General features: G+C 64.4%; 18 protein-coding genes and 1 pseudogene. 13 read left to right on the top strand and 6 right to left on the bottom strand.

Annotated features, from left to right (window positions below):
* Positions 1 to 31: 31 nt before the first annotated feature.
* Entirely contained in the window at positions 32 to 3334 is a 3303-nt protein-coding gene (locus tag A5764_RS24765; RefSeq protein WP_231989813.1) for a LuxR C-terminal-related transcriptional regulator, read from the bottom strand.
* A gap of 411 nt (positions 3335 to 3745) precedes the next feature.
* Here A5764_RS24765 and A5764_RS24760 point away from each other — a divergent pair, with 411 nt between their 5' ends.
* The 4 genes from A5764_RS24760 to A5764_RS24745 all read left to right on the top strand — a co-directional run bounded on the left by A5764_RS24760 (position 3746) and on the right by A5764_RS24745 (position 8460).
* Positions 3746 to 4168 carry a cupin gene (locus tag A5764_RS24760; protein ID WP_156664858.1) on the top strand — a complete coding sequence of 141 codons (423 nt, stop codon included), beginning with the start codon at positions 3746 to 3748 and terminating at the stop codon, positions 4166 to 4168.
* A gap of 123 nt (positions 4169 to 4291) precedes the next feature.
* Positions 4292 to 5746, top strand: a complete 1455-nt coding sequence (locus A5764_RS24755) for an NAD(P)/FAD-dependent oxidoreductase (RefSeq protein ID WP_067118683.1) — start codon at positions 4292 to 4294, stop codon at positions 5744 to 5746.
* Positions 5747 to 5748: 2 nt separating this feature from the next.
* The gene (locus A5764_RS24750; protein WP_067118680.1) at positions 5749 to 6891 is read left to right on the top strand and encodes an LLM class flavin-dependent oxidoreductase; all 1143 of its coding nucleotides are present in this window, start codon (positions 5749 to 5751) and stop codon (positions 6889 to 6891) included.
* Positions 6892 to 6924: 33 nt separating this feature from the next.
* On the top strand, positions 6925 to 8460 hold the full coding sequence (locus A5764_RS24745; RefSeq protein WP_369807367.1) for an FAD-dependent oxidoreductase: 1536 nt from the start codon (positions 6925 to 6927) through the stop codon (positions 8458 to 8460).
* Between the two features lie 12 nt (positions 8461 to 8472).
* Here A5764_RS24745 and A5764_RS24740 read toward each other — a convergent pair whose 3' ends face one another.
* Entirely contained in the window at positions 8473 to 8841 is a 369-nt protein-coding gene (locus A5764_RS24740; protein WP_067118947.1) for a VOC family protein, read from the bottom strand.
* Between the two features lie 231 nt (positions 8842 to 9072).
* On the opposite strand from A5764_RS24740, the gene A5764_RS24735 reads away from it, so the two are divergent.
* From A5764_RS24735 to A5764_RS30175, 7 genes and pseudogenes are all read left to right on the top strand, one after another.
* Positions 9073 to 10407 carry a magnesium transporter MgtE N-terminal domain-containing protein gene (locus A5764_RS24735; RefSeq protein WP_067118674.1) on the top strand — a complete coding sequence of 445 codons (1335 nt, stop codon included), beginning with the start codon at positions 9073 to 9075 and terminating at the stop codon, positions 10405 to 10407.
* A gap of 29 nt (positions 10408 to 10436) precedes the next feature.
* On the top strand, positions 10437 to 12071 hold the full coding sequence (locus tag A5764_RS24730; RefSeq protein ID WP_067118944.1) for an NRAMP family divalent metal transporter: 1635 nt from the start codon (positions 10437 to 10439) through the stop codon (positions 12069 to 12071).
* 247 nt (positions 12072 to 12318) lie between these two features.
* Positions 12319 to 13089 (top strand): phosphonate ABC transporter ATP-binding protein, encoded by a 771-nt coding sequence (phnC, locus tag A5764_RS24725; RefSeq protein ID WP_067118671.1) that lies wholly within the window; start codon positions 12319 to 12321, stop codon positions 13087 to 13089.
* Positions 13086 to 13967 (top strand): phosphate/phosphite/phosphonate ABC transporter substrate-binding protein, encoded by an 882-nt coding sequence (gene phnD / locus A5764_RS24720; protein WP_067118668.1) that lies wholly within the window; start codon positions 13086 to 13088, stop codon positions 13965 to 13967. Before phnC ends, phnD begins: the two co-directional genes overlap by 4 nt.
* 92 nt (positions 13968 to 14059) lie before the next feature.
* Positions 14060 to 14803, top strand: a complete 744-nt coding sequence (gene phnE / locus A5764_RS24715) for a phosphonate ABC transporter, permease protein PhnE (RefSeq protein WP_067118942.1) — start codon at positions 14060 to 14062, stop codon at positions 14801 to 14803.
* Positions 14800 to 15825, top strand: coding sequence for a phosphonate dehydrogenase (locus A5764_RS24710; protein ID WP_082951889.1), 1026 nt, complete (start codon positions 14800 to 14802; stop codon positions 15823 to 15825). The genes phnE and A5764_RS24710 overlap by 4 nt, the downstream gene beginning before the upstream one ends.
* A gap of 37 nt (positions 15826 to 15862) precedes the next feature.
* Positions 15863 to 15931 (top strand): annotated as a pseudogene (locus tag A5764_RS30175) (excalibur calcium-binding domain-containing protein); the annotation flags it as partial.
* A 17-nt stretch (positions 15932 to 15948) separates the two neighbouring features.
* On the opposite strand, the gene A5764_RS24705 reads toward A5764_RS30175, so the two are convergent.
* Entirely contained in the window at positions 15949 to 16449 is a 501-nt protein-coding gene (locus A5764_RS24705) for an ester cyclase (RefSeq protein ID WP_067118665.1), read from the bottom strand.
* A 46-nt stretch (positions 16450 to 16495) separates the two neighbouring features.
* Positions 16496 to 17797, bottom strand: a complete 1302-nt coding sequence (locus A5764_RS24700; RefSeq protein ID WP_067118662.1) for an MFS transporter — start codon at positions 17795 to 17797, stop codon at positions 16496 to 16498.
* Positions 17798 to 17892: 95 nt separating this feature from the next.
* On the opposite strand from A5764_RS24700, the gene A5764_RS24695 reads away from it, so the two are divergent.
* Both A5764_RS24695 and A5764_RS24690 read left to right on the top strand, forming a co-directional pair.
* A complete protein-coding gene (locus A5764_RS24695; protein WP_067118659.1) occupies positions 17893 to 18603 on the top strand; it encodes a GntR family transcriptional regulator in 711 nt (236 codons plus the stop codon).
* 2 nt (positions 18604 to 18605) lie between these two features.
* Entirely contained in the window at positions 18606 to 19043 is a 438-nt protein-coding gene (locus A5764_RS24690; RefSeq protein WP_067118656.1) for a cupin domain-containing protein, read from the top strand.
* Here A5764_RS24690 and A5764_RS24685 read toward each other — a convergent pair.
* Positions 19040 to 19273 carry a hypothetical protein gene (locus tag A5764_RS24685; protein ID WP_067118651.1) on the bottom strand — a complete coding sequence of 78 codons (234 nt, stop codon included), beginning with the start codon at positions 19271 to 19273 and terminating at the stop codon, positions 19040 to 19042. The two genes, A5764_RS24690 and A5764_RS24685, sit on opposite strands and share 4 nt — an antisense overlap.
* Before the next feature lie 77 nt (positions 19274 to 19350).
* Positions 19351 to 21318: a molecular chaperone HtpG gene (gene htpG / locus A5764_RS24680; RefSeq protein WP_067118648.1), complete on the bottom strand. Its 1968-nt coding sequence runs from the start codon at positions 21316 to 21318 to the stop codon at positions 19351 to 19353.
* Between the last annotated feature and the right edge of the window lie 14 nt (positions 21319 to 21332).

The following is a 21332-nucleotide window of genomic DNA, read 5'->3' as shown; positions in this document are numbered from 1 at the left end:
GCCCACGTACAGCTGCACATCTGGTGAACCCTCAGGGGTGTCGCGCAGCTTCCTGGGCGAGCTGAACGCGTGAGGAGATGCCCAGCTTGCGGAATATACGAGTGAGGTGGGTTTGCACGGTACGTGGCGAAACAAACAGCTTAGCGGCGACATCCTTGTTCGAAAGTCCATCGCCTACTAGCCGGACAACCTCGCGCTCCGCCGGCGTCAGAGAGGCCCAGCCGCTGGAGGGCCGCTTACGTTTACCATGTCCTCGCTGCGCGTAGGCAATCGCCTCCGCGGTAGACATGGCGGCACCCTGAGCCCAGATGGCTTCAAAATCAGTGTCGCCCAACGCCTCACGAACTGCTTTCAACGACGCCTGGTACGCGGGCTCGTAAATCCGAAACCGGACCAGGCCGGTTCGGTCTCTGGCCCCTTGGGCGCAGCCAAACAACCGTGCCGCCCGCCGATAGCTGCCAAGCTGGCCCGCCACCCCAGCCAGGCAATCAAGGACAGCGGGAACACCCAAAGAGGCATTCATGGTAGCCGCGCAGGTGAGTACCGCATGCGCGTCGTGCTCGGCTTGTTCGAACTCACCTTGTGCCGCTGCGATGCGCGCACGCGTTGTCAGCGCCATGGCATGCGATCCGGTTGTCATGGCAACCGCATCGTCGGCCGCACCGCGAGCCGCTGCTAGGTCACCACGGGCCAACGCAATCTCAGGCACCGGATTCCAGTACACGCTGAGGAGTTCCCGCCGTATGCACAGCCGCACGATCTCACTGGCCTTGGCTGCGCCTGCAACGTCGCCGGCCGCGAGGGCGGCCAAGGCCAGCCCCGCATAGGCAAAGCCCGATAGAGAATCGCTCAGCTCGGCCGCTTGTTCGACGACAGCTGCGGCGGTGACGCTGGCCGCGGTGGTTTGTCCCTGAAATGCGAGCACCATGGTCCGGCCGAAACGGCCACCCATGCCGAAGATCGGGTCACGATACGCGTCGGCGTCGGCAATGACTTCATCGAACCGTTGAAGAGCTCCGTCGAGATCGCCGCTGAACAGCTGCGACATCCCGACCTGGAAATCGCAACGGCGTGCGCTGAACGGATCGCCGATCGCCCGCGCGATATCGCGCCCCTCTTCGGCCGCCAGACGCATCGCCATAGGATCTCCCCGGCGGAGTGCCGCCCATGCCTGGAAGTGCAAGAGCTGACTCAACGTCGTCATATCCTGTTGGGATCGTGCGAGATTGATCGTCTCGGCAAAAGATTCCTCGTCGGCCCGTGGATCGTACGCCGAGGCAGCACACCATGCGCTCAACGCCCGGAGTAAGAGTGCCGGCTCGCCGATCTCGCGTGCCAGCGCGAGGGCCTCCGCTACCGCGTCCTCGCTCCCGGGGTCTCCAACCGCGGCAGTCAGCATCGCGCGGTCGGCGAGTGCTCGTACCCGCGCCGCCGACGCGACATGCGCGCCCATCGCATCGGCACACTCGAGGGCAACGTCATACCATGCGCCACCTTCCCGAACCATGCCCCGCCGCCACCACAACGGTTGCAGGAATGAGGCGAGGGCCAGGGCCGCCTCGGCGTCAGCTCTGTCCACGGCCCAGCCGAAAGCAGCGCGCAGATTGTCGATTTCAATTTCGGCGCGCTCTGCGTGCCGCTCGAGCTCTGCGGGCGTCACGGTGTCGAACATTGCCGCGACCGAGGTGTAATGCCCGCAATGGCGGGTCCTGATCGTCTCTTCCTCACCCGCATCGTCCAGCTTTTCTTGCGCGTACTGACGCGCGGTCTCCAAGAGCCGGTAACGTGTTCGGCCCCTGTGATCCTCGGCCAGCGCAAGCGACTTATCGACGAGCAGGCTCAGCAGCTCTCCGACGTTCTGATCCTCGAGCTCGTCACAGCCGGCAACCACTTGGGCGGCATCCAAGTCGAACCCGCCAGCAAAGACTGCCAGTCGGCGGAACAAGACACGTTCGGGCTCTGTGAGCAGCGCGTGAGACCAGCACACGGAGGCACGCAGCGTCTGCTGACGCACGGCCGCCGTGCGCGCACCGCCGGTTAACAGACAGAAGCGGTCACGCAGTCCGTCGAGGATTTCGGCGAGTGACAACGTACGCACCCGGGCAGCAGCGAGCTCGATGGCCAACGGCATCCCATCGAGGCGCTGGCAGATCTCCGTCACGGTCCCGACGTTGTCGTCGGTGATCCGAAAATCCGGACGGGCCAGCCGCGCACGGTCGGCGAACAACTCGACGGCGTCGTCGGCGATCGGCAACGACGACACCCTCCAGATGACCTCGCCGGGCATGCCAAGGGGCTCACGACTGGTATCGAGCAGCGTCAGCCTGGGGCAGCCCGCTAGCAAGGCACCCGCGAGCGCCGCACAGGCATCAAGTAGATGTTCGCAATTGTCCAAAACGATCACCATATGACGACCGCCAATCAAGTGAATGAGCTTGTCTATGGCAGGTCGGCCCGGTTGATCACCCAGACCCAGCGTTCGGGCGACCGTGCTCGCCACGAGCTCGGCACTGCCGATCGGTGCTAGATCGACATACCACACCCCGTCGCCGAATTCCGTACCCGGGCGAGCGGAAAGTTGTTGGGCCAGGCGTGTTTTGCCTATGCCCCCCGCGCCGGTGAGCGTGACAAGCCGATTGCTGGCCAGCAGTCGCCGTAAGTTGCTGAGTTCTTCCACCCGTCCTATGAAGCTGCTGAGCTGCAACGGAAGATTATGGGCCACAGCGCCGCTGGCCATGCGCAAGGGCGGGAATTGATTGTGCAAGTCAGGGTGACACAGCTGCACCACCCGTTCAGGCCGGGTCAAACCGCGCAGGTAATGCCTGCCTAGATCGGTCAGCCAAGTGTCGGCGGGGAGACGATCGATAACCAGATCTGCCGTGGTGCCCGAAAGCACCGTTTGCCCGCCATGCGCCAATTCACGTAAGCGCCCCGCCCGGTTGATGGTGGTTCCGATGTAGTTGGCTTCATCGCGGAGCTGCACCTCGCCGGTATGCACGCCGATTCGCAACCGGATCGGCGCAAGCGCCGCCCGCTGCAATTCCAACGCGCATGCGATCGCATCGCTGGGCCGGGCGAATGCCACCACGAAGCTGTCGCCCTCGCCCTGCTCGATCGGACGCACCCCGCGATGCACCGCGGTCAATTCCGAAAGCGTGTGATCGAGCGCGGCGATTGCGGCCGTCATTTCGCCTGGGACAGAATCCCATAACCGGGTAGACGCCTCGACATCTGCCAGCAACAGCGTCACGGTTCCGGTCGGAACCAATCCATTCACCCCAAGAACGCTCCACTCCAACGACCGCGCGGCCGCCCGTCGTTCGATATCTCCCATGCCCGCCAGCATCCAGGCATTACCGACTATCGAACATCAGCCCAACAGCGTACATCCCCATCCAGCAACCGCGTATGGGTGCTGTGAACCATCGCGTACGGAATGCTATTAGGCCAGGTAGCCGGCATCGCTGGGCGTTCGGCAATCAATCGGCCGCATCGCTCGGCGTTCGGAAACCAGTCGATGACCCTCGTCACACCTGTCATGTATTTGCGACTTCTCGCCGGCGATTCGTACGCATTTTGACCGATGATCTTGGCCTCGCCGCGTCGGATAGTCGGATTGATGCGATTCGACCCGAGGAGACGCGCCGTGCGAAGCACCACCGCAGATGACGTGCAGCCGTTTGACCGCCGCATTAACGGGCACCGCACATCGACTGAAGTCGATTTCAGCGCGGTCTTTCCTCAAGTGGCTGACATGCCGCCGGGCCCGACGTTCGACGTCTTCGGTGTGACGGTCGAATTCTTGAATTGGCGAGACGGGCTGGCCTTCTACATCCTTTCTGGACAGCAGGAAGTCCTGATCGCCGACGGAAACAACCTGGAATGGCGCACTGCGTCCGGCGGAGACCACGTGCGCATTCCCGGCAATGTCATGCGCGCCCACCGCGACGTCACCGATGAACCGGCGGTCGACCTCGCCATCACCACGCCGCAGCTCCGCTGGTTTTTCCTCGAGATCGGCACCCCGGTCGAGGGATCGCTGAGGCGGCGTACCGCCGAACAATCCGCACATTTCGTCCAGACATCTGTCAAGTACTACGGCTACGTGTGGGGCACGCGGGAGGAGAACGCCGCCGTCGGAATCGGCTCGTCGCCGTTCTCGAACTAGCGATCGATCTTTGAGCTGGATCTGCACGATCCTGATCACCCCGAGTGAGGTACCGCCGTATCCACTGAGACGGCGCCGCGCAGTAGCCGCAGGGGTACGACCGCAAGATAACAGAGGATTTAGATGACCCGGCTTGAATATGGCAGTACCGCAGTCGTTTTGGGTGCAAGCATAAGCGGGTTACTGGCTGCCCGGGTGCTGGCTGACTTCTACAGCACCGTAACCGTAGTCGAGCGTGACGTACTACCCGACAAGCCGATCAGCCGGCGCGGAGTGCCGCAAGGCATGCTCCCCCACAATCCGGCGACCCGCGGAGTACAGATTATGGGTGAGCTGTTCCCCGGCTTCCTCGACGAGCTGGCCGCCGACGGGGCACGGGTCTGGAATGACGGTGACTTGTCACGGCTTTGCGTGTCGTTCAATGGGCACCAGTTGCTTCGATCGGGCAAACTCCCCGACCCTGAGTCCTCAGCCATGTACTTCGTACACCGCCCGTTTCTCGAGTGGAGCCTGCGTCGCAGGGTAAGCGCGATTCCCAACGTAAAGATCGTCCAGGGCCAGGATGCGGTGAGATTGGCCGCCGAACGCGACCGCGTGACTGGTGTTGTGGTGGCGCGCCGCGACTCTGGCGCCCAAACTGGATTGTCCGCCGAGCTTGTTGTGGACGCGACCGGGCGCGGCTCACGCGCACCGGTATTCCTCGATGACCTCGGTTATCGTCGCCCACGCGAAGACACGCTAACCGTGCACGTCACCTACGCCGGGCTGCCGGTCCGCCTGCCGCCTGGGACCTTGCACGAATACATCGCCTTTTCTGCCCCACAACCCGACCGACCGCGTGGGTACGCGATGTTCGCCGGTCAAAACGACACCTACATGCTCGCGGTCCAAACGGTGGCAGGGCAGCAGGCGCCCGCGGACTACGCCGCCCTGCTGGACTGCCTGACCGAGATGGCGCCCCCACATGTGCTGGCTGCCGCCAAACGCGCGGAACCACTCGCAGATATCACCCACTACCGGTTTCCCTCCAACCGGTGGCGCCGATACGACAAGTTGACGCGCATGCCCGACGGCCTCATCGTTATCGGGGACGCGCTATGCAACTTCAATCCCCTATACGGACAGGGCATGTCCGTCGCGGCGATCGAAGCGCTCATCCTGCGAGACTGTTTGCAGCAAGGCGGCCGAAACCTAACGCGGCGATTCTTCCGCCACTCCGTCAACGACATTCGTGTTGCGTGGCGGGCGGCGGTGAGCTCGGACTTGGCTTTGCCTCAGATAGACGGAAAGCGGACGGCATCCATACGCATAGGTAACGCTTACCTGGAACGGGTTCTTACCGCAGCAGAAACCGATCCCTTTGTGCTCCAGCAATTCATGCGGACGCTCAACTTGCTTGATCCTCCCTCTCGGATGCTGCGCCCTTCCACGGTTGTTCGGGTGATCAAGACGTCACGCAAGCGCACCCTCGCCGGGAAAGCACCAACGGAAAGGGCCCTAGGCACTGGTGCGATCGAAAGCCGTTCAGCGCCAGATCCAAGGCAGCAGCCCGACGAGCAATCAAAGGAAAGCGCCTAGCCATGCTCAAAATTGGTCTGATCGAACAGCCGCTGCATACCCGCTACTCACCAAATGCGTTGGTGAGCGCCGGTTATCTCAACGCGGTCGCCAACCGGACGGATTCCTTCTGGCTCCCCGACCATATCAATTCGGTCTTCCCACCCTCGGTAATGACGTCGAAGTATGTCGGGACCGCGCGGCTCGTCCCCATCGCCGATGCGCATTACGACCCCTGGACGGTGCTGGGGCACTTGGTCGGCCGAAACCGGTTGGGACGGCGTCGACTTGGGATTGGAGTGACCGATGCAGGCCGCCGCAATCCCGCGGTCACCGCTCAAGCTGCCGCCACCCTGCATTTGCTTACCAAGGGACGAGCGATCCTCGGGATAGGTGCCGGAGCACGCGGAAGCAACGAACCCTACGGCGTGGACTGGTCAAACCCGGTCGCAAGGTTCGAAGAAGCGCTAGTGACCATTCGCGCGCTGTGGAACTCTGGCGGTGAACTGATCAACCGTGATTCACCCTTCTTCCCGCTGCGCAACGCCACGTTCGGGTTGCCGCCGTACCGGGGCACGCGTCCGGAGATCTGGGTCGGCGCCCACCGGCCACGCATGCTGCGGACAACCGGGCGCTACGCAGATGGGTGGTTTCCCGCTTGCATGACATGCAGGCCCAAGGACTACGCCGCCGGCCTTGAGAAGGTCCGGGCTGCAGCTTCGGACGCTGGACGGGACCCAATGTCCATTACCGCCGCGGGCTTTTTCATGGTCATGACCGGCCTCAGCCGAGACGAAGTAGACGAAGCCTTGAGCTGGCCCGCAATGAAAGCCTTCGCGCTCAACGCTTCCGCCGAGTCGTGGGCCCGTCACGGGGCGAGCCATCCACTTGGTGACGACTTCACCGGCGTACGGGACCTTCTCGCGCAGACGCTGGATGAAGAGAGCGTGCTGTCCATGACGGCTGAGGTGCCGCCGTCGCTACTTAGAGAGATGCTCCTCACCGGGACACCCAAAGACGTCATCGGGCAAGTCGCCGAATGGCGTGACCACGGCCTGCGATATCCGGTGATCGCCAACATCAGCGCGATCCAGCCCAGCCTGCACCGAGGCGCGGCCGCGAGCGTTCCTTTCGCGAAGATCCTTCGTGGGCTGCGCAAACTATGAACCTCTATCCGCGCGGGCCACGCGCAAGGGCTCATGCGCGGCAAAGCGCTAGTGCATTCTTCCCGGTTAATTGGCCGCGCGCGCAACCGGTCTCAATGCCCGAGACGGTCAGGTGCGCCGGACTTTGGCTGCGGCCTAGATCCGACGAGGAGCGAAAGAGAGATATTGCCGCCGCAACGTGAGAGGGCCGTTGTCCTCGGTGCCAGCATCGGGGGTCTGCTTGCTGCCCGAGTTCTCGCAGACTTCTACCGCACGGTCACCGTGGTCGAGCGCGACGCCCTGCCTCCCAACCCGGCGAACCGCCGGGGCGTTCCGCAAGGAAAACATCCGCATGCCCTCCTGGGCAGAGGAGTCGAGATCATCGACGAGCTCTTTCCCGGCTTGTTCGATCGGTTGGTCGCCGACGGCGCGGTGAAGTGGAGTGACGGCGACTTATCGAGATTCTGGTCGACATTCGGCGGACACTTGTTGATCCGGTCGTCGGCCATACCGGACCCAGCTTCCTTGGTCCACTACCACCTCAGCCGGCCGCTGCTCGAGTCCAGTGTGCGCCGCGAAGTCAGCCGCCTGCCCAATGTGAAGTTTCTCGAGGAGCATAACGTCGTCAGTCTGACGGCCGACGACGGTCGGCGCCGCGTGACCGGGGTCCGGCTGCGGCGCGGTGGCGGTATCAAGAGGTGGGTGGCTGCGGATCTCATTGTTGATGCCTCCGGCCGGGGGTCACGGATGCCGACGCTTCTGGGCGAGCTCGGATACCGGCCCCCACCAGTGGACGAGGTCAAGGCCCACATCGCCTACGCCACCCTGCCCGTGCGTATTCCGCGCGGAATGCTGCGCGAACTCGTCCTGATGATTCATCCCGTTCCATCACGACCAACGACCTTTGCGATGTCCGCCTGTGAGAACGACACCTATATGGTGCTCGGAGGTACCGTCGGGGGCCAGGATCCACCGGCGGACCGTGCCGCATTGCTCGACTTCATTGCCGAGTTCGCACCACGCCACGCGGTCGCGGCTGCGCGTGCGGCTGAGCCACTCGGAGAAGTGTCGCACTACCGGATCCCATCGAGCCGGTGGCGGCGCTACGACAAGGTTGCGCCCACGCCGGACGGCCTGTTGGTCATCGGTGATGCCGTCTGCAGCTTCAATCCGATCTACGGGCAGGGCATGACCATCGCAGCGATCGAAACCGAGATCCTCCGTGACTGCGTGCGCCGGCGTGGTTTCAATTTGCCGCAGCGGTTCTTCCAGCAATGTGCCGACAAAATTCAGGTGGCCTGGCGGATGACGGTCGGTTCGGATTTGGCGCTGCCGCAGGTGCCGGGCCGTCGATCGATGAGCACACGGATAACCAACGCTTACCTAGCCGGGCTACTTACCGCCACCGAGACAGATCCTGTAGTTGCACAAGAATTCCTTCGCGTGGCGTGGATGCTCGAAGCACCGACGCGGCTGTTCCTCCCTGCTACTGTGCTGCGAACCGCTAAGGCACTTATGAGCGGTGCACGCAATCCCGAGCAAATGGCGCACCTCGCGCAGCTCCGCGCCGTAAACGCAAGCAGGGCTTAGCGTCTGGCGAAATCAACCGGTCCGCGACCCGATGCGGTGCAGGGTGCCGTCGGGGTCCACATAGGCGAATTCCCTTAGTCCGTAAGGCGTGTCGTGCGGCGCGACCAGCCGGCCCTCGAGGTTCTCCAGTGCCTCCCATTCGGCATGCAGCGCGTCAGCGTCGCTGACGTACAGATACACGCTGGCGGCCGTGCGCAGCGGGTCGTGCTCGGCCCATTCGGTGAGGTGGAGCGAGACGGGCCCGCGGTCGACAAACCCGTAGCGCTCCGGACCTTCGTAGCCCCGGGCGTCGAACCCGAGCCGGCGGTAACGGTCAAGGGCGACGTCGAGGTCCCGCACGGGGATGATCGGCGCCACCGAGATGAACCCAATTTCGGACACACCGAAGTCTCTCAGCAGGCGCGTGTCGCCGAACGGCCGGTCGCCGTTTACCCGGTGGCCGTAGCCACTCGCGGCGCTGGCGGCGTAAGCTCTGGCGGCCGAGCCGGTCAAGCCACCATACTTGCGCCATCACCGAACGTGGTTGACGCCGTACTCGCACCTGGCATCGCGACACACGGTCTCGGACAACCTGTTCGCGGTGTTCGGTGAAACCGAGTTGAGGAGGGACAAGTGAGCACAGCAGACAAGGCGCCCGACGAGGGACTGCCGGTGATCCATCTCTCCCAGCTACTCCGCGCGCCGGTGCTGGCCCGCTCCGGTGAGGCTGTAGGCCGCGTCGAGGACGTGATCGTGCGGTTGCGGGACGCCGACGACTATCCGCCGGTGACCGGGATCGTGGCGGGTGTCGGCGGCCGGCAGGTATTCGTCGGCATTAAATCGATCGACGAGTTCGGCCAGGAGCGGATTGTGTTGGCCAAGAATAAAGTTGACCTCCGCGGTTTCGAGCGACGTGACGGTGAGGTGCTGTTGCGCGCCGACGTTCTTGGGCACCGTTTGATCGATGTGGCCGCCGTTGAATTGCTCCGCGCCTACGACGTCGAGCTGGAAGACACCGGTGGCGGATGGGTGGCGGCGCGGCTCGACACTCGCCGCCCACCACGATTATTCGGTCTGATCAAGCATTCCGGCGGTCACGCCGCGCGCGATTGGAAGTCGTTCGAACCGCTCATCGGCCACGCCCGCTCCGACGCCGTGCGGCGCCTGTCGGACCGGTTCGGCGAGTTCAAGGCCGCCGAGATCGCCGATCTCCTCGAGGAGGCCGACAAGGCCGAGGGCGGCGAGATCCTCGACCGGGTCCACAGCGACCCGGAATTGGAAGCCGACGTATTCGAGGAGTTGGACCCCGAGAAGGCCAGCCGCCTACTCGATGACATGCCCGACGACGAGGTCGCCGCGCTGCTGGGTCGGATGCGGGCCGACGACGCGGCCGACGCGATCGCAGACCTGCGTCAATCACGACGTCGTCGCGTGCTGGACCTGATGCCCGCCCCGCAGCGCACCAAGGTGATCACGCTGATGGGGTTCAACCCCGAAAGCGCCGGCGGGTTGATGAACGTCGACTTCGTTTCCTGCGCCGCGACCGCAACGGCGGGCTCGGCATTAGCGCTGATCGCGGGCGCGCGCTCCGTCCAGCCGGAGGCGCTCATCAAGGTGCACGTTCTCGACGAGGAAAAACACCTCGCCGGTGTGGTGTCGGTGATCGCCCTGTTGCAGACCGAGCCAAGTGAAAGTGTTGCGGCGCTGATGGATTCCGACCCGGTGTGCGTCACCGCCGACGCCGACCTCACCGACATCGCGCTGTTGATGGCCGACTTCAACCTCTACTCGATTCCCGTGGTCGACGAGCAGGACCGGGTGCTTGGGGTGGTCACCGTCGACGACGTGCTGGAGGCGACGATTCCCGAGGACTGGCGCCGCCGCGAACCCGCCCCGCGTCCGGTCCGTGACGTCACGCCGACCGAGGGCGACCGCCACTCGTCCGTCCCTGGAGGAGAGGCGACGTGACCTCGAGCGCCGACAAGACCAGCAACCCGGTGCCAGCGGACGGTGCCGGGCCGGTGGCGCGCAGCGCGGTGCTCGACACCGCGCATCTCGGCGACATCGAGGGTGCGTTCGGGCGCATCAAACTGAGCGAGATCGACAACCCCAGGACCTGGAAGATCCGGCTGCTGACCCTGCTGGCCATCGTCGGTCCGGGCATCATCGTGATGGTCGGCGACAACGACGCCGGTGGGGTGGCCACCTACGCCCAGGCCGGCCAGAACTACGGCTACTCCCTGCTGTGGGTGCTGCTGCTGCTCATCCCGGTGTTGATCGTCAACCAGGAAATGGTGGTTCGGCTCGGCGCTGTCACCGGCGTCGGGCACGCCCGGTTGATCAACGAACGCTTCGGCCGCGGCTGGGGCTGGTTTTCCGTCGGCGATCTCTTTCTGCTCAACTTCCTGACCATCGTCACCGAGTTCATCGGCATCACCTTGGCCGCCGACTACATCGGCATCTCCCGATACGTGGTGGTGCCGATCTCGGCGGTCGCACTGGTCGCGATCATGGCCAGCGGCAGCTTCCGGCGCTGGGAGCGGGCGATGTTCATCTTCATCGCCATTACCCTGTTGCAGATCCCGATGCTGCTGATGTCACACCCGCAGTGGGCGCACGCGGCGAAGTCGTTTGTGGTGCCAAGCATTTGGGGCGGCGTGAGCTCCGACGCGGTGTTGCTGATCATCGCCATCGTCGGCACCACCGTCGCGCCCTGGCAGCTGTTTTTCCAGCAGTCCAACGTCGTCGACAAACGCATCACCCCGCGGTTCATGGCCTACGAGCGCGCCGACACCGTCCTGGGCGCCTTCGTCGTGATCGTCGGCGCGGCAGCGCTGGTGATGACCGGCGAGTGGGCGGCTCGCTCCACCGGCACCGTGGGAAAGTTCACCGACGCCGGCGACGTCGCGCACCTGTTGGGCCAGCACAGCGCGACGCTCGGTTCGTTTTTTGCCGTCGTGTTGATGGACGCCTCGATCATCGGTGCCGCCGCGGTCACGTTGGCCACCAGCTACGCCTTCGGCGACGTCTTCGGGCTCAAGCATTCGCTGCACCGCGGGTTCAAAGACGCCAAGCAGTTCTACCTGTCTTACACCGCAATGGTGGTGCTGGCCGCCGGCATCGTCCTCATCCCCGGCGCCCCGCTCGGCTTGATCACCACCGCGGTGCAGGCCCTGGCCGGCCTGCTCCTGCCCAGCGCCAGCGTGTTTTTGCTGCTGCTGTGCAACGACCGGGAAGTGTTGGGGCCCTGGATCAATCGTCCCTGGCTCAATTGGGTTGCCGGGCTGATCGTCGGTACCCTGCTGCTGCTGTCGGGAATCCTGATGGCCACCACCCTGTTCCCTGGCATCAACGTCGTGGCGGTCGCCGGCTACCTGGCCCTGGCCCTCGTCATACTCGCCGCCGCCGCGATGCCCGCCCTGCGCTGGATGGCCCGCCGCCAACCCGCGCCACCGACCGCACCACCGCCGGCGCGTCCCGTCGACCGCAGCAACTGGCGCATGCCCCCACTGACACTGCTCGAGCCGGTCACCTGGTCGCCTGGCACCCGACTGGGCATGATCGCCCTGCGCACCTATCTGGTCGTCGGCGCGCTGCTCCTGGTCGTCAAGGCCATTCAGCTCAGCCACTAGAGCCCCGCTGCAGCCGGCGCGAGCGGGTGCCCGTTACGCCCCGAAACTTTCCTTCAGACTGCCACCAGGCGATCACCAAATGAACGATTTGCGGGCACTTGCCTAACGCGGCACTGACCCATCCGGTCAGCGAAATCCTTTATGCATCAGCGTGTTTTGAGCCGACGCTTTGAGTAGCGTGAGGCAAGACGGCGGGTTCGGCGTCACGGATCACTATGCGGCGTTATCGGAGGGCTCTGGAAAGACTGTGATCCAGCTATACGACGTCAGCGTCCGCTACGACGCCACGACCGCGTTGCATCCACTGAGTATCCGGTTCGAAGCGGGCAGCTTCACGGTCTTGCTGGGCCCTTCGGGGGCGGGCAAGTCGACCCTGTTGCGATCCATGAATCATCTCGTCTGCCCGACCAGCGGACTGATCGAGGTGGCCGGGGTCGGGCCACTCGACAGCAGTTCCAGGATTCGGGCCCACCGGCGGCGTACCGGGATGATCTTCCAACAACATCAATTGATCGGTCGCCACACCGCGTTGCGCAACGCGCTGCTCGGCTCCGTGGCCTCCACCAGCTTGCTGCACGGGCTATTCCGGAACAACCGCGAAGAGACCTATCGCGCGTTGGCGGCCCTCGACCGAGTGGGCTTGTTGACCAAGGCCATGGTGCGCGCGGATCGGCTGAGCGGCGGCGAGCAGCAGCGGGTCGGGATCGCCCGGGCGCTGACCCAAGAACCCGACATAGTCCTCGCCGACGAACCTGTGGCCAGCCTTGACCCGGAATCGGCGCTCACCGTTCTGAGTCTGCTGCGCGAGATTTGCCGGGAGGACGGAATCACCGCCGTCGTCAGCCTGCACCAGGTCGAGCTTGCCCGGCGGTTCGCCGATCGCATCGTCGGTTTGTCGGCGGGTCGGCTGGTGGTCGACGAACCACCCAGCCGCATCGACGCCGCGCAGATCGACCGAATCTATCGCCGACACAGTGACACCCGCCCGACGGTCCCGACGACGAAGGAATCCCGATGAAGGCCGCCCGTATCTTGTTGACCACCTTGCTGGCGTTCGTTCTCGTCGCCTGTTGGAGCTCGCATGGCCAGACGACGTCGAACCCGTCGTTGCTGCGCGTCGCGTTGCTGCCCGACGAGAATGCCACGACGGTGATCCAAAACAACCAGCCGCTGAAGAACTACCTGCAGTCCAAGCTCGGCAAGCAGATCGAATTGGTGGTCACCACGGATTACTCGTCGATGATCGAGGCGATGCGGCGGGGCCGGCTGGAGCTGGCCTACTTCGGGCCATTGTCATACGTGCTGGCGAGGTCGAAAGATCCCGACGTGGAGCCGTTCGCGGCTTTAGTCGAGCAGGCCGGCGGGCCGCCGGTCTACCAGGCCTTGGTAATCGGCAATGTCGGCCAGAACATCAACGCCATTGCCGACCTGAACGGGAAAACAGTGGCCTACGGCGATCCGGCGAGCACGTCGAGTCACCTGATCCCGAAATCGATGCTGGCAGATCAAGGGTTACGAGCCGGACAGAACTACCAGGAACAATTCGTCGGGGCTCACGACGCGGTCGCCTTCGCCGTACAGAACGGCAACGCCGCGGGAGGGGGCATCAGTAAGCCGATCTTCGAAAGGCTGGTTCAAGACGGCAAGATCGACTCGGCAAAAGTTCATAGTGTGGCCGAGTCCAAGCCATACCCGAATTACCCCTGGACCATGCGAAGCGATCTCGATGCGGGGCTCAAGGCCGCCATCGTGAATGCCTTTCTCACGCTTACCGATCCGGCGGTGCTCAAGCCGTTCAAGGCGGCCGGGTTCGCCCGGGTAAGCGACGCGGACTACGACGCGGTCCGCGCGCTGAGTTCCCAGCTGGGGCTGGACCTGTCCAAGCTGAGCAAGTGACGGCGGTGACGCGGCGAAGCCGGCACAACCCTGGAGACGTGGACCCGGGCTATGCGGCGATCGCGCGCCTGGAAGAGCGCCGGCGCATCCGCATGATCCTGTGGGCGGCGGCCATTGCCGCGGTGGTCCTCGGTTGCTGCGCCTACGTCGGGCTGTTGGACGCCCGTCGGCTGAGCGAGGGGATCCCCGCCCTGTTCTCCCTGCTCGGCGAGATGTGGCCGCCGGACTTCAGCCGCGCCGGGTCCTGGGTGATGCCGATGGTCGACACCCTGGCGATGAGCGTCGCCGGCACGGCCCTGGCCGTAACCCTCTCTATTCCCATCGGACTCGCCGCGGCGCGCAACACCACTCCGCATCCCCTGCTGTACTACGCGGCGAGGGCGATCCTCAACGGGCTTCGGGCGGTACCCGATCTGATCATGGGCATCGTGTTCGTGGCCGCGGTGGGTTTCGGGGCGCTGCCGGGTGTGCTGGCGCTCGGACTGCACTCGGTTGGCATGGTGGCCAAGTTCTTCGCCGAAGCCATCGAACGTGCCAGCCCCCTACCGATAGAGGCCGCGCGCGCCGCAGGGGCACGGCCGGCACAGGTCATCGTGTACGGCGTGCTCCCCCAAGTGGTATCACAATTGGCTGACGTGTCGATTTACCGCTGGGAGTACAACTTTCGGGCATCGACGGTCCTGGGGCTGGTTGGTGCGGGCGGGATCGGCTTTGAACTGATCGCCGCGCTACGGGTTTTGGACTACCGGCAGGTGGCGGCGATCATGGTCGTCATCTTGGCCACGGTCACCATCGTGGACGGCATCGGTGGCTGGCTGCGCAGGCGATCCCTGTGAATTCGGCTCCCTCACTGCCCTTTCGCGTCGTCATCACGCATCGGGTCCACCCGGAGGTGCTTGACCTGCTGGGCCGATCGTGCGAGGTCATCGCCAACCAGACACCCGATAGCCTCACCCGAAGCGAACTACTCACCAGATGTCGCGATGCGGACGCGTTGCTGGTTTTCATGCCCGACCGCGTCGACGAGGAGTTGCTGCGACACAGCCCCAGGTTGTCGATCGTCGCCGGAGCGCTCAAGGGCTACGACAACATCGACGTCGCGGCGTGCACCGCCCGTGGAGTGTGGGTCAGCTACGTCGAGGACCTGCTCACGGCGCCCACCGCGGATCTCGCGGTCGGGCTGTTGATCGCGCTGGACCGCCGCGTACTGGCCGGCGACACCTGCGTTCGCTCGGGCCGGCATCGAGGATGGCGCCCCGAACTCTACGGCGGCGGACTGGCGGGCAAACAGGTCGGAATCATTGGGATGGGCGCTCTGGGCCGCGCAGTCGCCCGCCGGCTGCTCGCGTTCGACGCGAAACTGCTTTATACCGACCCCGATTCGCTGCCGGTCGCCGCCGAGCAGGAGTTGGGGGTGCGGTCCGTGCCGCTGGAAATCCTTCTGGAGTGCTGCACCGCCGTCGTGCTGACGGCGCCGCTCACCGCCCAGACCCGCCACCTCATCGGGCCGGACGCGTTGCGACGGCTTCCCGACGGGGCGCTGTTGGTTAACGTGGGTCGCGGTTCGGTGGTCGACGAAAACGCCGTCGCCGACGCGCTGGCCGCGGGGCGACTGGGCGGCTATGCGGCCGACGTCTTCGCCTTCGAGGACAGGTCGGATCGGTCCCGACCGCGAGAGATTCCGGCCGGCCTGCTCACAAGCGACCGCACGCTGTTCACCCCTCACCTTGGTTCGGCCGTCTCCGATGTCCGCCGCCAGATCGAAAGCGCGGCCGCACAATGCATCCTCGATGTTCGCGCCGGCAAGCCTCCCGCCGTCGCCGCAAACGCCATCGTCCGAAAGTCACCTCTTGCCTGACGGATGCGTCAGGGTGTTAGTTCTGTAATCGTCAGCAAGCCAGCCGGGTTACCGGGCGCCACTGGATCGCGACGGCGACGGCATCGCCTGCGAGGTGTGCCACTGAGGCCGCTGCTGAGTCTGCTAGTCAGCGACCTTCTGCCGGAGAAACGTGGTGATGTCGGACAACTGAGCGAGCGGCAAGCCATTTTCGGGTATCAGGCCGAGCTGGCGCAGCACTGTCGCCTGATCCCAATAGAGCCGTTCGCTTCGCATGAGGCCGTCCCGAAACGTAACGACCACTGCGAAGGGCATTTCGAGGGTCGCCCCGGTGGGCGCGACGCCCGGCGCCAGGAAGGGTATCTCGCGGTCGTGCGTCATCCGCAGGATCGCTTCCTCAACCAGAAAGTCGTCGCCGACCGAGCGCGCGATGAGCTCGCTGGTCGTGTCGGCAGGAATCGCCGGGATGAACACATCTCGGTAAAACGACCGAAGATTGTCGCGGCCGAACCCACCACTCATCGTGGGAAGGTGCATCACACTCGCATCGGCCACCATTGTCGAGACCGTGAGATCGGCATCCCTGCGTTCAAACTCGTAGTGGGTGTGCTGTTCCCACAGCTCAATCATTGAATCGCGTTCCATAACACCTCCGTTCGGGCGGCACCAAGGTCATCGATGCGCGCGTCCACTATTGAGGGAGCGCCTCGCCCCGGGTTTCGGGGGCGAAGGGAATGACGAAGAGCCCGATCACGAACGCGACCGCGGTCAGCGCCACGGGCAGACCCAGCGTGTGCGTGTGCAGGACCGCCGCACCCAGCAGGAAGTTCACGCCGGCGCCGACGAAACGGCCGAACGACGTGGAGAACGCAAACGCCGTCGCGCGCACTCGGGTTTCGAACTGCTCGGGCAACCACAGGCTGAAGATCGCGAAGTTGCCGCCGAAGAAGCCGAGTACGAATAACCACGCGATGAAAGGCGCGAGTCCGTTGGGCAAATAAAACGCCCAGCCGAAGCTGCCGGCGATCGAAATCGCCATCCCGCCAAAGTAAATCGCGAGCGTCTTTCTGCGTCCTATGCGCTCCGAGAGCACCGGCACCAGCAGACAACCCAGGATGGTGCCGACAGACAACAGCGCGGTGGCCCACGACGCGGTTTTAGTCGCGCCGCTCTTGTCGAAACCGGCGTGCTGCGCCAACTGAATGACGGCCGTGGGTTCGTAAACTGCGCCCGCCCACAAACCCACGATCGCGATGGTCAGTAGCGCACACGCCACCCAGGTACGGCGCCGGTAGCGCGGCCCGAGAATCTCGCGCAGCGGCTTGGTGCGGACCGCGGGGTCGGGCTCGAGCTTCTCCCACTTCTCGGTTTCCTTGACCCGGGTCAGGATCAGAATGGCGACGACGACTGGCACGGCGCCGGTCAAAAACATTGCTCGCCAACCAAAATGGACGCCGATCGTGTAGTTGAGTGCCGCCGCCAGAAAGAAGCCGGCGTAGTAGCCGGTCTGCAGGTAGCCGGCCCCCATCTTGCGCCGGTCCTCCGGCCATGCCTCCGCCACGTAAGTCCCCGCGAGTGCCCACTCCCCGCCGATACCCACACCCGCGATGAAGCGGAACGCGGCCAGCTCCCAGACGTTTTGCGCCGCGGCAGACAGCCCGGTGAAGATCGCGAACGTGAAGATCGTGGCGGCCAGCACCTTGGTCCGCCCGAAGCGGTCGGCAATCGGACCCCAGATGAACGACAGGCCCCAGCCCACCAGAAATAGGGCAAAAAGGATCGACCCCGAGAGACCGACATTGCTCGGCGTCGCGGCGAAACCCGAACGCGGCAGCAGCTCGGTCAGCGCGGGCGTGAGCACCAGCGCGTAGATGAACGAATCCATCCCGTCGAGCGTCCAGCCCGTCCAGGCGCCCCAGAATCCGGCGATCTGTGAACGATTGAGCGGCGTGCGACGCCTCCCGACATCGGGCCGTTCGGTCGTTGAAGTCATCTGGTGTCCTCCGGTGACACTGCGGAACGACCGCTGATATCCCGTAAGCGCCAAGCTTGGCGTTCGTCCCGCGTCACATTGTATATAATATAGTGATGAGCGTAACAGGTCACTCTCCCTCGGACAATGCGCTGGGTGCGTTACCCGCCGCGCTGTCGCTCGCCGAACGTGGCAGCACGCCGCGGCTGATCGCGAATGCGTTGCGCGCGGCGATCGTCGACGGAACGCTCGCACCCGGCACGCCGCTGCGTCAAGACGCCATCGCGCGGCACTTCGCCGTCAGCGCGATCCCCGTCCGCGAGGCCCTGCGCCAGCTGGAGAGCGAGGGGTGGGCCAAAGTCGAGATGAACAAGGGCGCCACCGTTGCGCCGTTGTCTGCCGGCGAGGCGCGTGAGATCTACGAGATCCGCGCCGCGCTCGAGAGTCTGGCGATCGCGCGGGCGATCCCCGCTCACACGCCGGAGTCGCTGCGGCACGCGGAAGCGCTGTGCAAGGCGGCGTCGGCCGAAACCGAGCCGTCGCTCTACGTGGCCCGCAACGAGGCTTTTCACCAGAGCCTCTATGAGCCCGCCGCGCGACCCCAACTCCTGGCGATGATCGGGATGCTGCACGAACGTGGGGAACGCTACCTGCGGCTCAAGCTGGGCCTACCGTCGTACAAGCGGGAGTCGGACCGGGAGCACATGGCACTGCTCAAGGCCGTGCGCCGCGGCGACGTCGCCACAGCCCAGGCGCTGGTCACCAAGCACCTGCTCGACACCGGCGACCTGATCCACCGCTTCCTTGCCGAAGACGCCCAGGCTTAGCTGTGCCCACCGCCGGAGAACGAGGCCACGGCGACACCTGGTTTGCCGCGGCGCCGGGAGAGCGCCAAGCGGTCCGCGTCGACAGTCGCGTCACGGACGGCGCTTACGCCATCATCGAGTCGGCGGCCGAGCCGGGTTGCGCGGTGCCGACCCACCTGCATCGCAATGAAGAGGAGCACTTACTGGTGATCGCCGGTGAATATCGAATTGCCGTCGGCGACAAGGTCTTTGACGCGACCCCCGGGGCATGCATCAGGGTCCCGCGCAATTCGCCGCACAGCTGGAGGAACATCGCTCAGGCCGAGAGTCGACTGCTGGCCATCATTACTCCTGGCGGCTTTGAGCAAATTGTCTACGAGGTTAAAAACACTCCCGCCGACAAAATCCATGAGCTTGCCGCGCGGTTCGGCTGCGAAATATTGGGCCCGCCACTCGCCTAACGCCGCTGCCGGTGCCGCGCGACCGGTGCCGGATGGTGGCTGACCGGGGCGGTGAAGCCCTCGGTGTCGTCGAAGAAGGCCCACTGCCCGTCGTCGTCGACCTCCATGCGCCAACCGAGCTCCGAGCTGCCGATCGAGGCCGTAAACCACGCGTGCGCGGCCTCCGCGCTGTCGAAATTCTTGGTCGCCACCACACCGCCATGTGGGTCGACGATCCGGAATTTGGCCATGCGAGTGAATATCCCTTCCAGCACGCATTCAATCGCATTAATAGCCGGCTGACTAGTGCCGCGAGCGGAAACGCCGCCTACACCGTGCGCGTTAAGCGGTCGGCGAGCAGCTCGGCGAATCGGGCCGGATCGTCGAGCGCTCCCCCTTCGGCCAGAAGCGCTGTGCCATAGAGCAACTCGGCGGTTTCGGTGACCCCGGTGAGCGCCGCATCGTCGGCCGCGTTCTTCTGCGCGTCCCGCAGGCCGGTGATGAGCGGATGTTTGGGGTTGATTTCCAGGATCCGCTTGTCGACCGGAACGTCCTGACCCGATGCCCGGTAGAGGCGGGCCAACGCAGGCGTGATCCCGAAGGCGTCGGTGATCAGGCAGGCCGGCGACTCGGTGAGCCGGTTGGACAGCCGCACCTCCTTGACGTGATCGCCCAAGGTCTCCTTCAGCCAGGCCAGCAGGTCGGCGAACTCCTTCTGCTGCTCCTCGCGTTCAGCCTCGCTTGTGTCCTCGTCGGAACCCAGGTCGACCTCACCCTTCGCCACCGACTGCAGCGGCTTGCCGTCGAACTCGGTCACCGATCCCACCCAGATCTCATCGACGGGGTCGGTGAGCAGCACGACCTCGTAGCCCTTGGCCTTGAACGCTTCGAGGTGCGGGGACTTCAGGAGTTGCTGCGGCGATTCGCCGGTGGCGTAGAAGATCTGCTCCTGACCGTCTTTCATGCGTTCGACGTACCCGGCAAGCGTGGTCAATTCGTCGTCGCTGTGGGTCGAGGTGAACGAGGAAACCCGTAACAGCGCCTCCTGGTTGTCGTAGTCCAGCATCAGGCCCTCCTTGAGGACCTTGCCGAATTGCCGCCAGAACTTGAGGTAATCCTCCGGGCGTTCGGTTTGCAGATCCTTGATCGTCGACAGGACCTTCTTGGTGAGACGCCGGCGAATCGCGTTGATCTGCCGGTCTTGCTGCAGGATTTCCCGCGACACGTTGAGCGACAGGTCTTGCGCATCGACCACGCCCTTGACGAAGCGCAGGTATCTGGGCAGCAGCTGGTCGCAGTCGCCCATGATGAACACGCGCTTGACATAGAGCTGCACGCCGATTTTGGCGTCGCGGTCGAACAGGTCAAACGGTGCCTGGGACGGGATGAACAGCAGGGCTTGGTACTCGAAGGTGCCCTCGGCCTTCATGGCGATGACCTCGAGCGGCTCGTCCCAGGCGTGCGCGATGTGCTTGTAGAACTCCTTGTATTCCTCGTCGGAGACCTCATCTTTGGGCCGCGCCCACAGCGCCTTCATCGAGTTGAGGGTCTCGGTCTCGACGGTGACGGTTTCCTCGCCGCCCTCGTCTTCTTCGCCCGAGGCGGGTGGTTGCTGGCGCTCCACCTCCATTCGGATGGGCCAGGCGATGAAGTCGGAGTACCTCTTGACCAGGTGCCTGATCTTCCATTCCGCGGTGTAGTCGTGCAGCTCGTTCTCGGCGTCTTCGGGCTTGAGGTGCAGGGTGACCGAGGTTCCCTGGGGAGCCCCACCATCTGATGAGTCGATGGATTCGATGGTGTAGGTGCCGTCGCCGCTCGATTCCCACCGCGTGGCTTCGCTCTCGCCGGCCTTGCGCGTCAGCAGCTCGACCTTGTCGGCGACCATGAAGACCGAATAGAAACCGATGCCGAACTGGCCGATCAGCTCCTCCGAGGCTGCTGTGTTTTTTAGGTTCTTGGCCTCACGCAGCTGCTGGCGCAGCTCGGCGGTGCCCGACTTGGCCAGCGTGCCGATCAGGTCCACCACCTCGTCGCGCGTCATGCCGATGCCGTTGTCGCGGATCGTCAGGGTTCGCGCGTCCTTGTCGGCCTCGATCTCGATGTGCAGATCGGAGGTGTCAACGTCGAGGTCTTTGTTGCGGAACGCTTCCAGCCGCACCTTGTCCAGCGCATCAGAGGCGTTGGAGATCAACTCCCGCAGAAACGAGTCCTTGTTGGAGTAGACCGAGTGAACCATTAAATCCAGCAGCTGCCGGGCCTCCGCCTGGAACTCCAACTGCTCGACACGTGCATTCATGAGACGTCCTTCGA

This window comes from Mycobacterium sp. 852002-51057_SCH5723018, from assembly GCF_001667035.1.
Lineage (GTDB): Bacteria > Actinomycetota > Actinomycetes > Mycobacteriales > Mycobacteriaceae > Mycobacterium.
This window is presented reverse-complemented; position numbering and strand designations above follow the sequence as displayed.

Excerpts from the sequence above, each read along its gene's own strand:
- A5764_RS24765 (WP_231989813.1), bottom strand. The coding sequence starts at position 3,334 with ATGGGAGATATCGAACGACGGGCGGCCGCGCGGTCGTTGGAGTGGAGC.
- A5764_RS24755 (WP_067118683.1), top strand. The coding sequence starts at position 4,292 with ATGACCCGGCTTGAATATGGCAGTACCGCAGTCGTTTTGGGTGCAAGC.
- A5764_RS24750 (WP_067118680.1), top strand. The coding sequence starts at position 5,749 with ATGCTCAAAATTGGTCTGATCGAACAGCCGCTGCATACCCGCTACTCA.
- A5764_RS24745 (WP_369807367.1), top strand. The coding sequence starts at position 6,925 with ATGCGCGGCAAAGCGCTAGTGCATTCTTCCCGGTTAATTGGCCGCGCG.
- phnD (WP_067118668.1), top strand. The coding sequence starts at position 13,086 with ATGAAGGCCGCCCGTATCTTGTTGACCACCTTGCTGGCGTTCGTTCTC.
- phnE (WP_067118942.1), top strand. The coding sequence starts at position 14,060 with ATGATCCTGTGGGCGGCGGCCATTGCCGCGGTGGTCCTCGGTTGCTGC.
- A5764_RS24705 (WP_067118665.1), bottom strand. The coding sequence starts at position 16,449 with ATGGAACGCGATTCAATGATTGAGCTGTGGGAACAGCACACCCACTAC.
- A5764_RS24700 (WP_067118662.1), bottom strand. The coding sequence starts at position 17,797 with ATGACTTCAACGACCGAACGGCCCGATGTCGGGAGGCGTCGCACGCCG.
- A5764_RS24695 (WP_067118659.1), top strand. The coding sequence starts at position 17,893 with ATGAGCGTAACAGGTCACTCTCCCTCGGACAATGCGCTGGGTGCGTTA.
- A5764_RS24685 (WP_067118651.1), bottom strand. The coding sequence starts at position 19,273 with ATGGCCAAATTCCGGATCGTCGACCCACATGGCGGTGTGGTGGCGACC.
- htpG (WP_067118648.1), bottom strand. The coding sequence starts at position 21,318 with ATGAATGCACGTGTCGAGCAGTTGGAGTTCCAGGCGGAGGCCCGGCAG.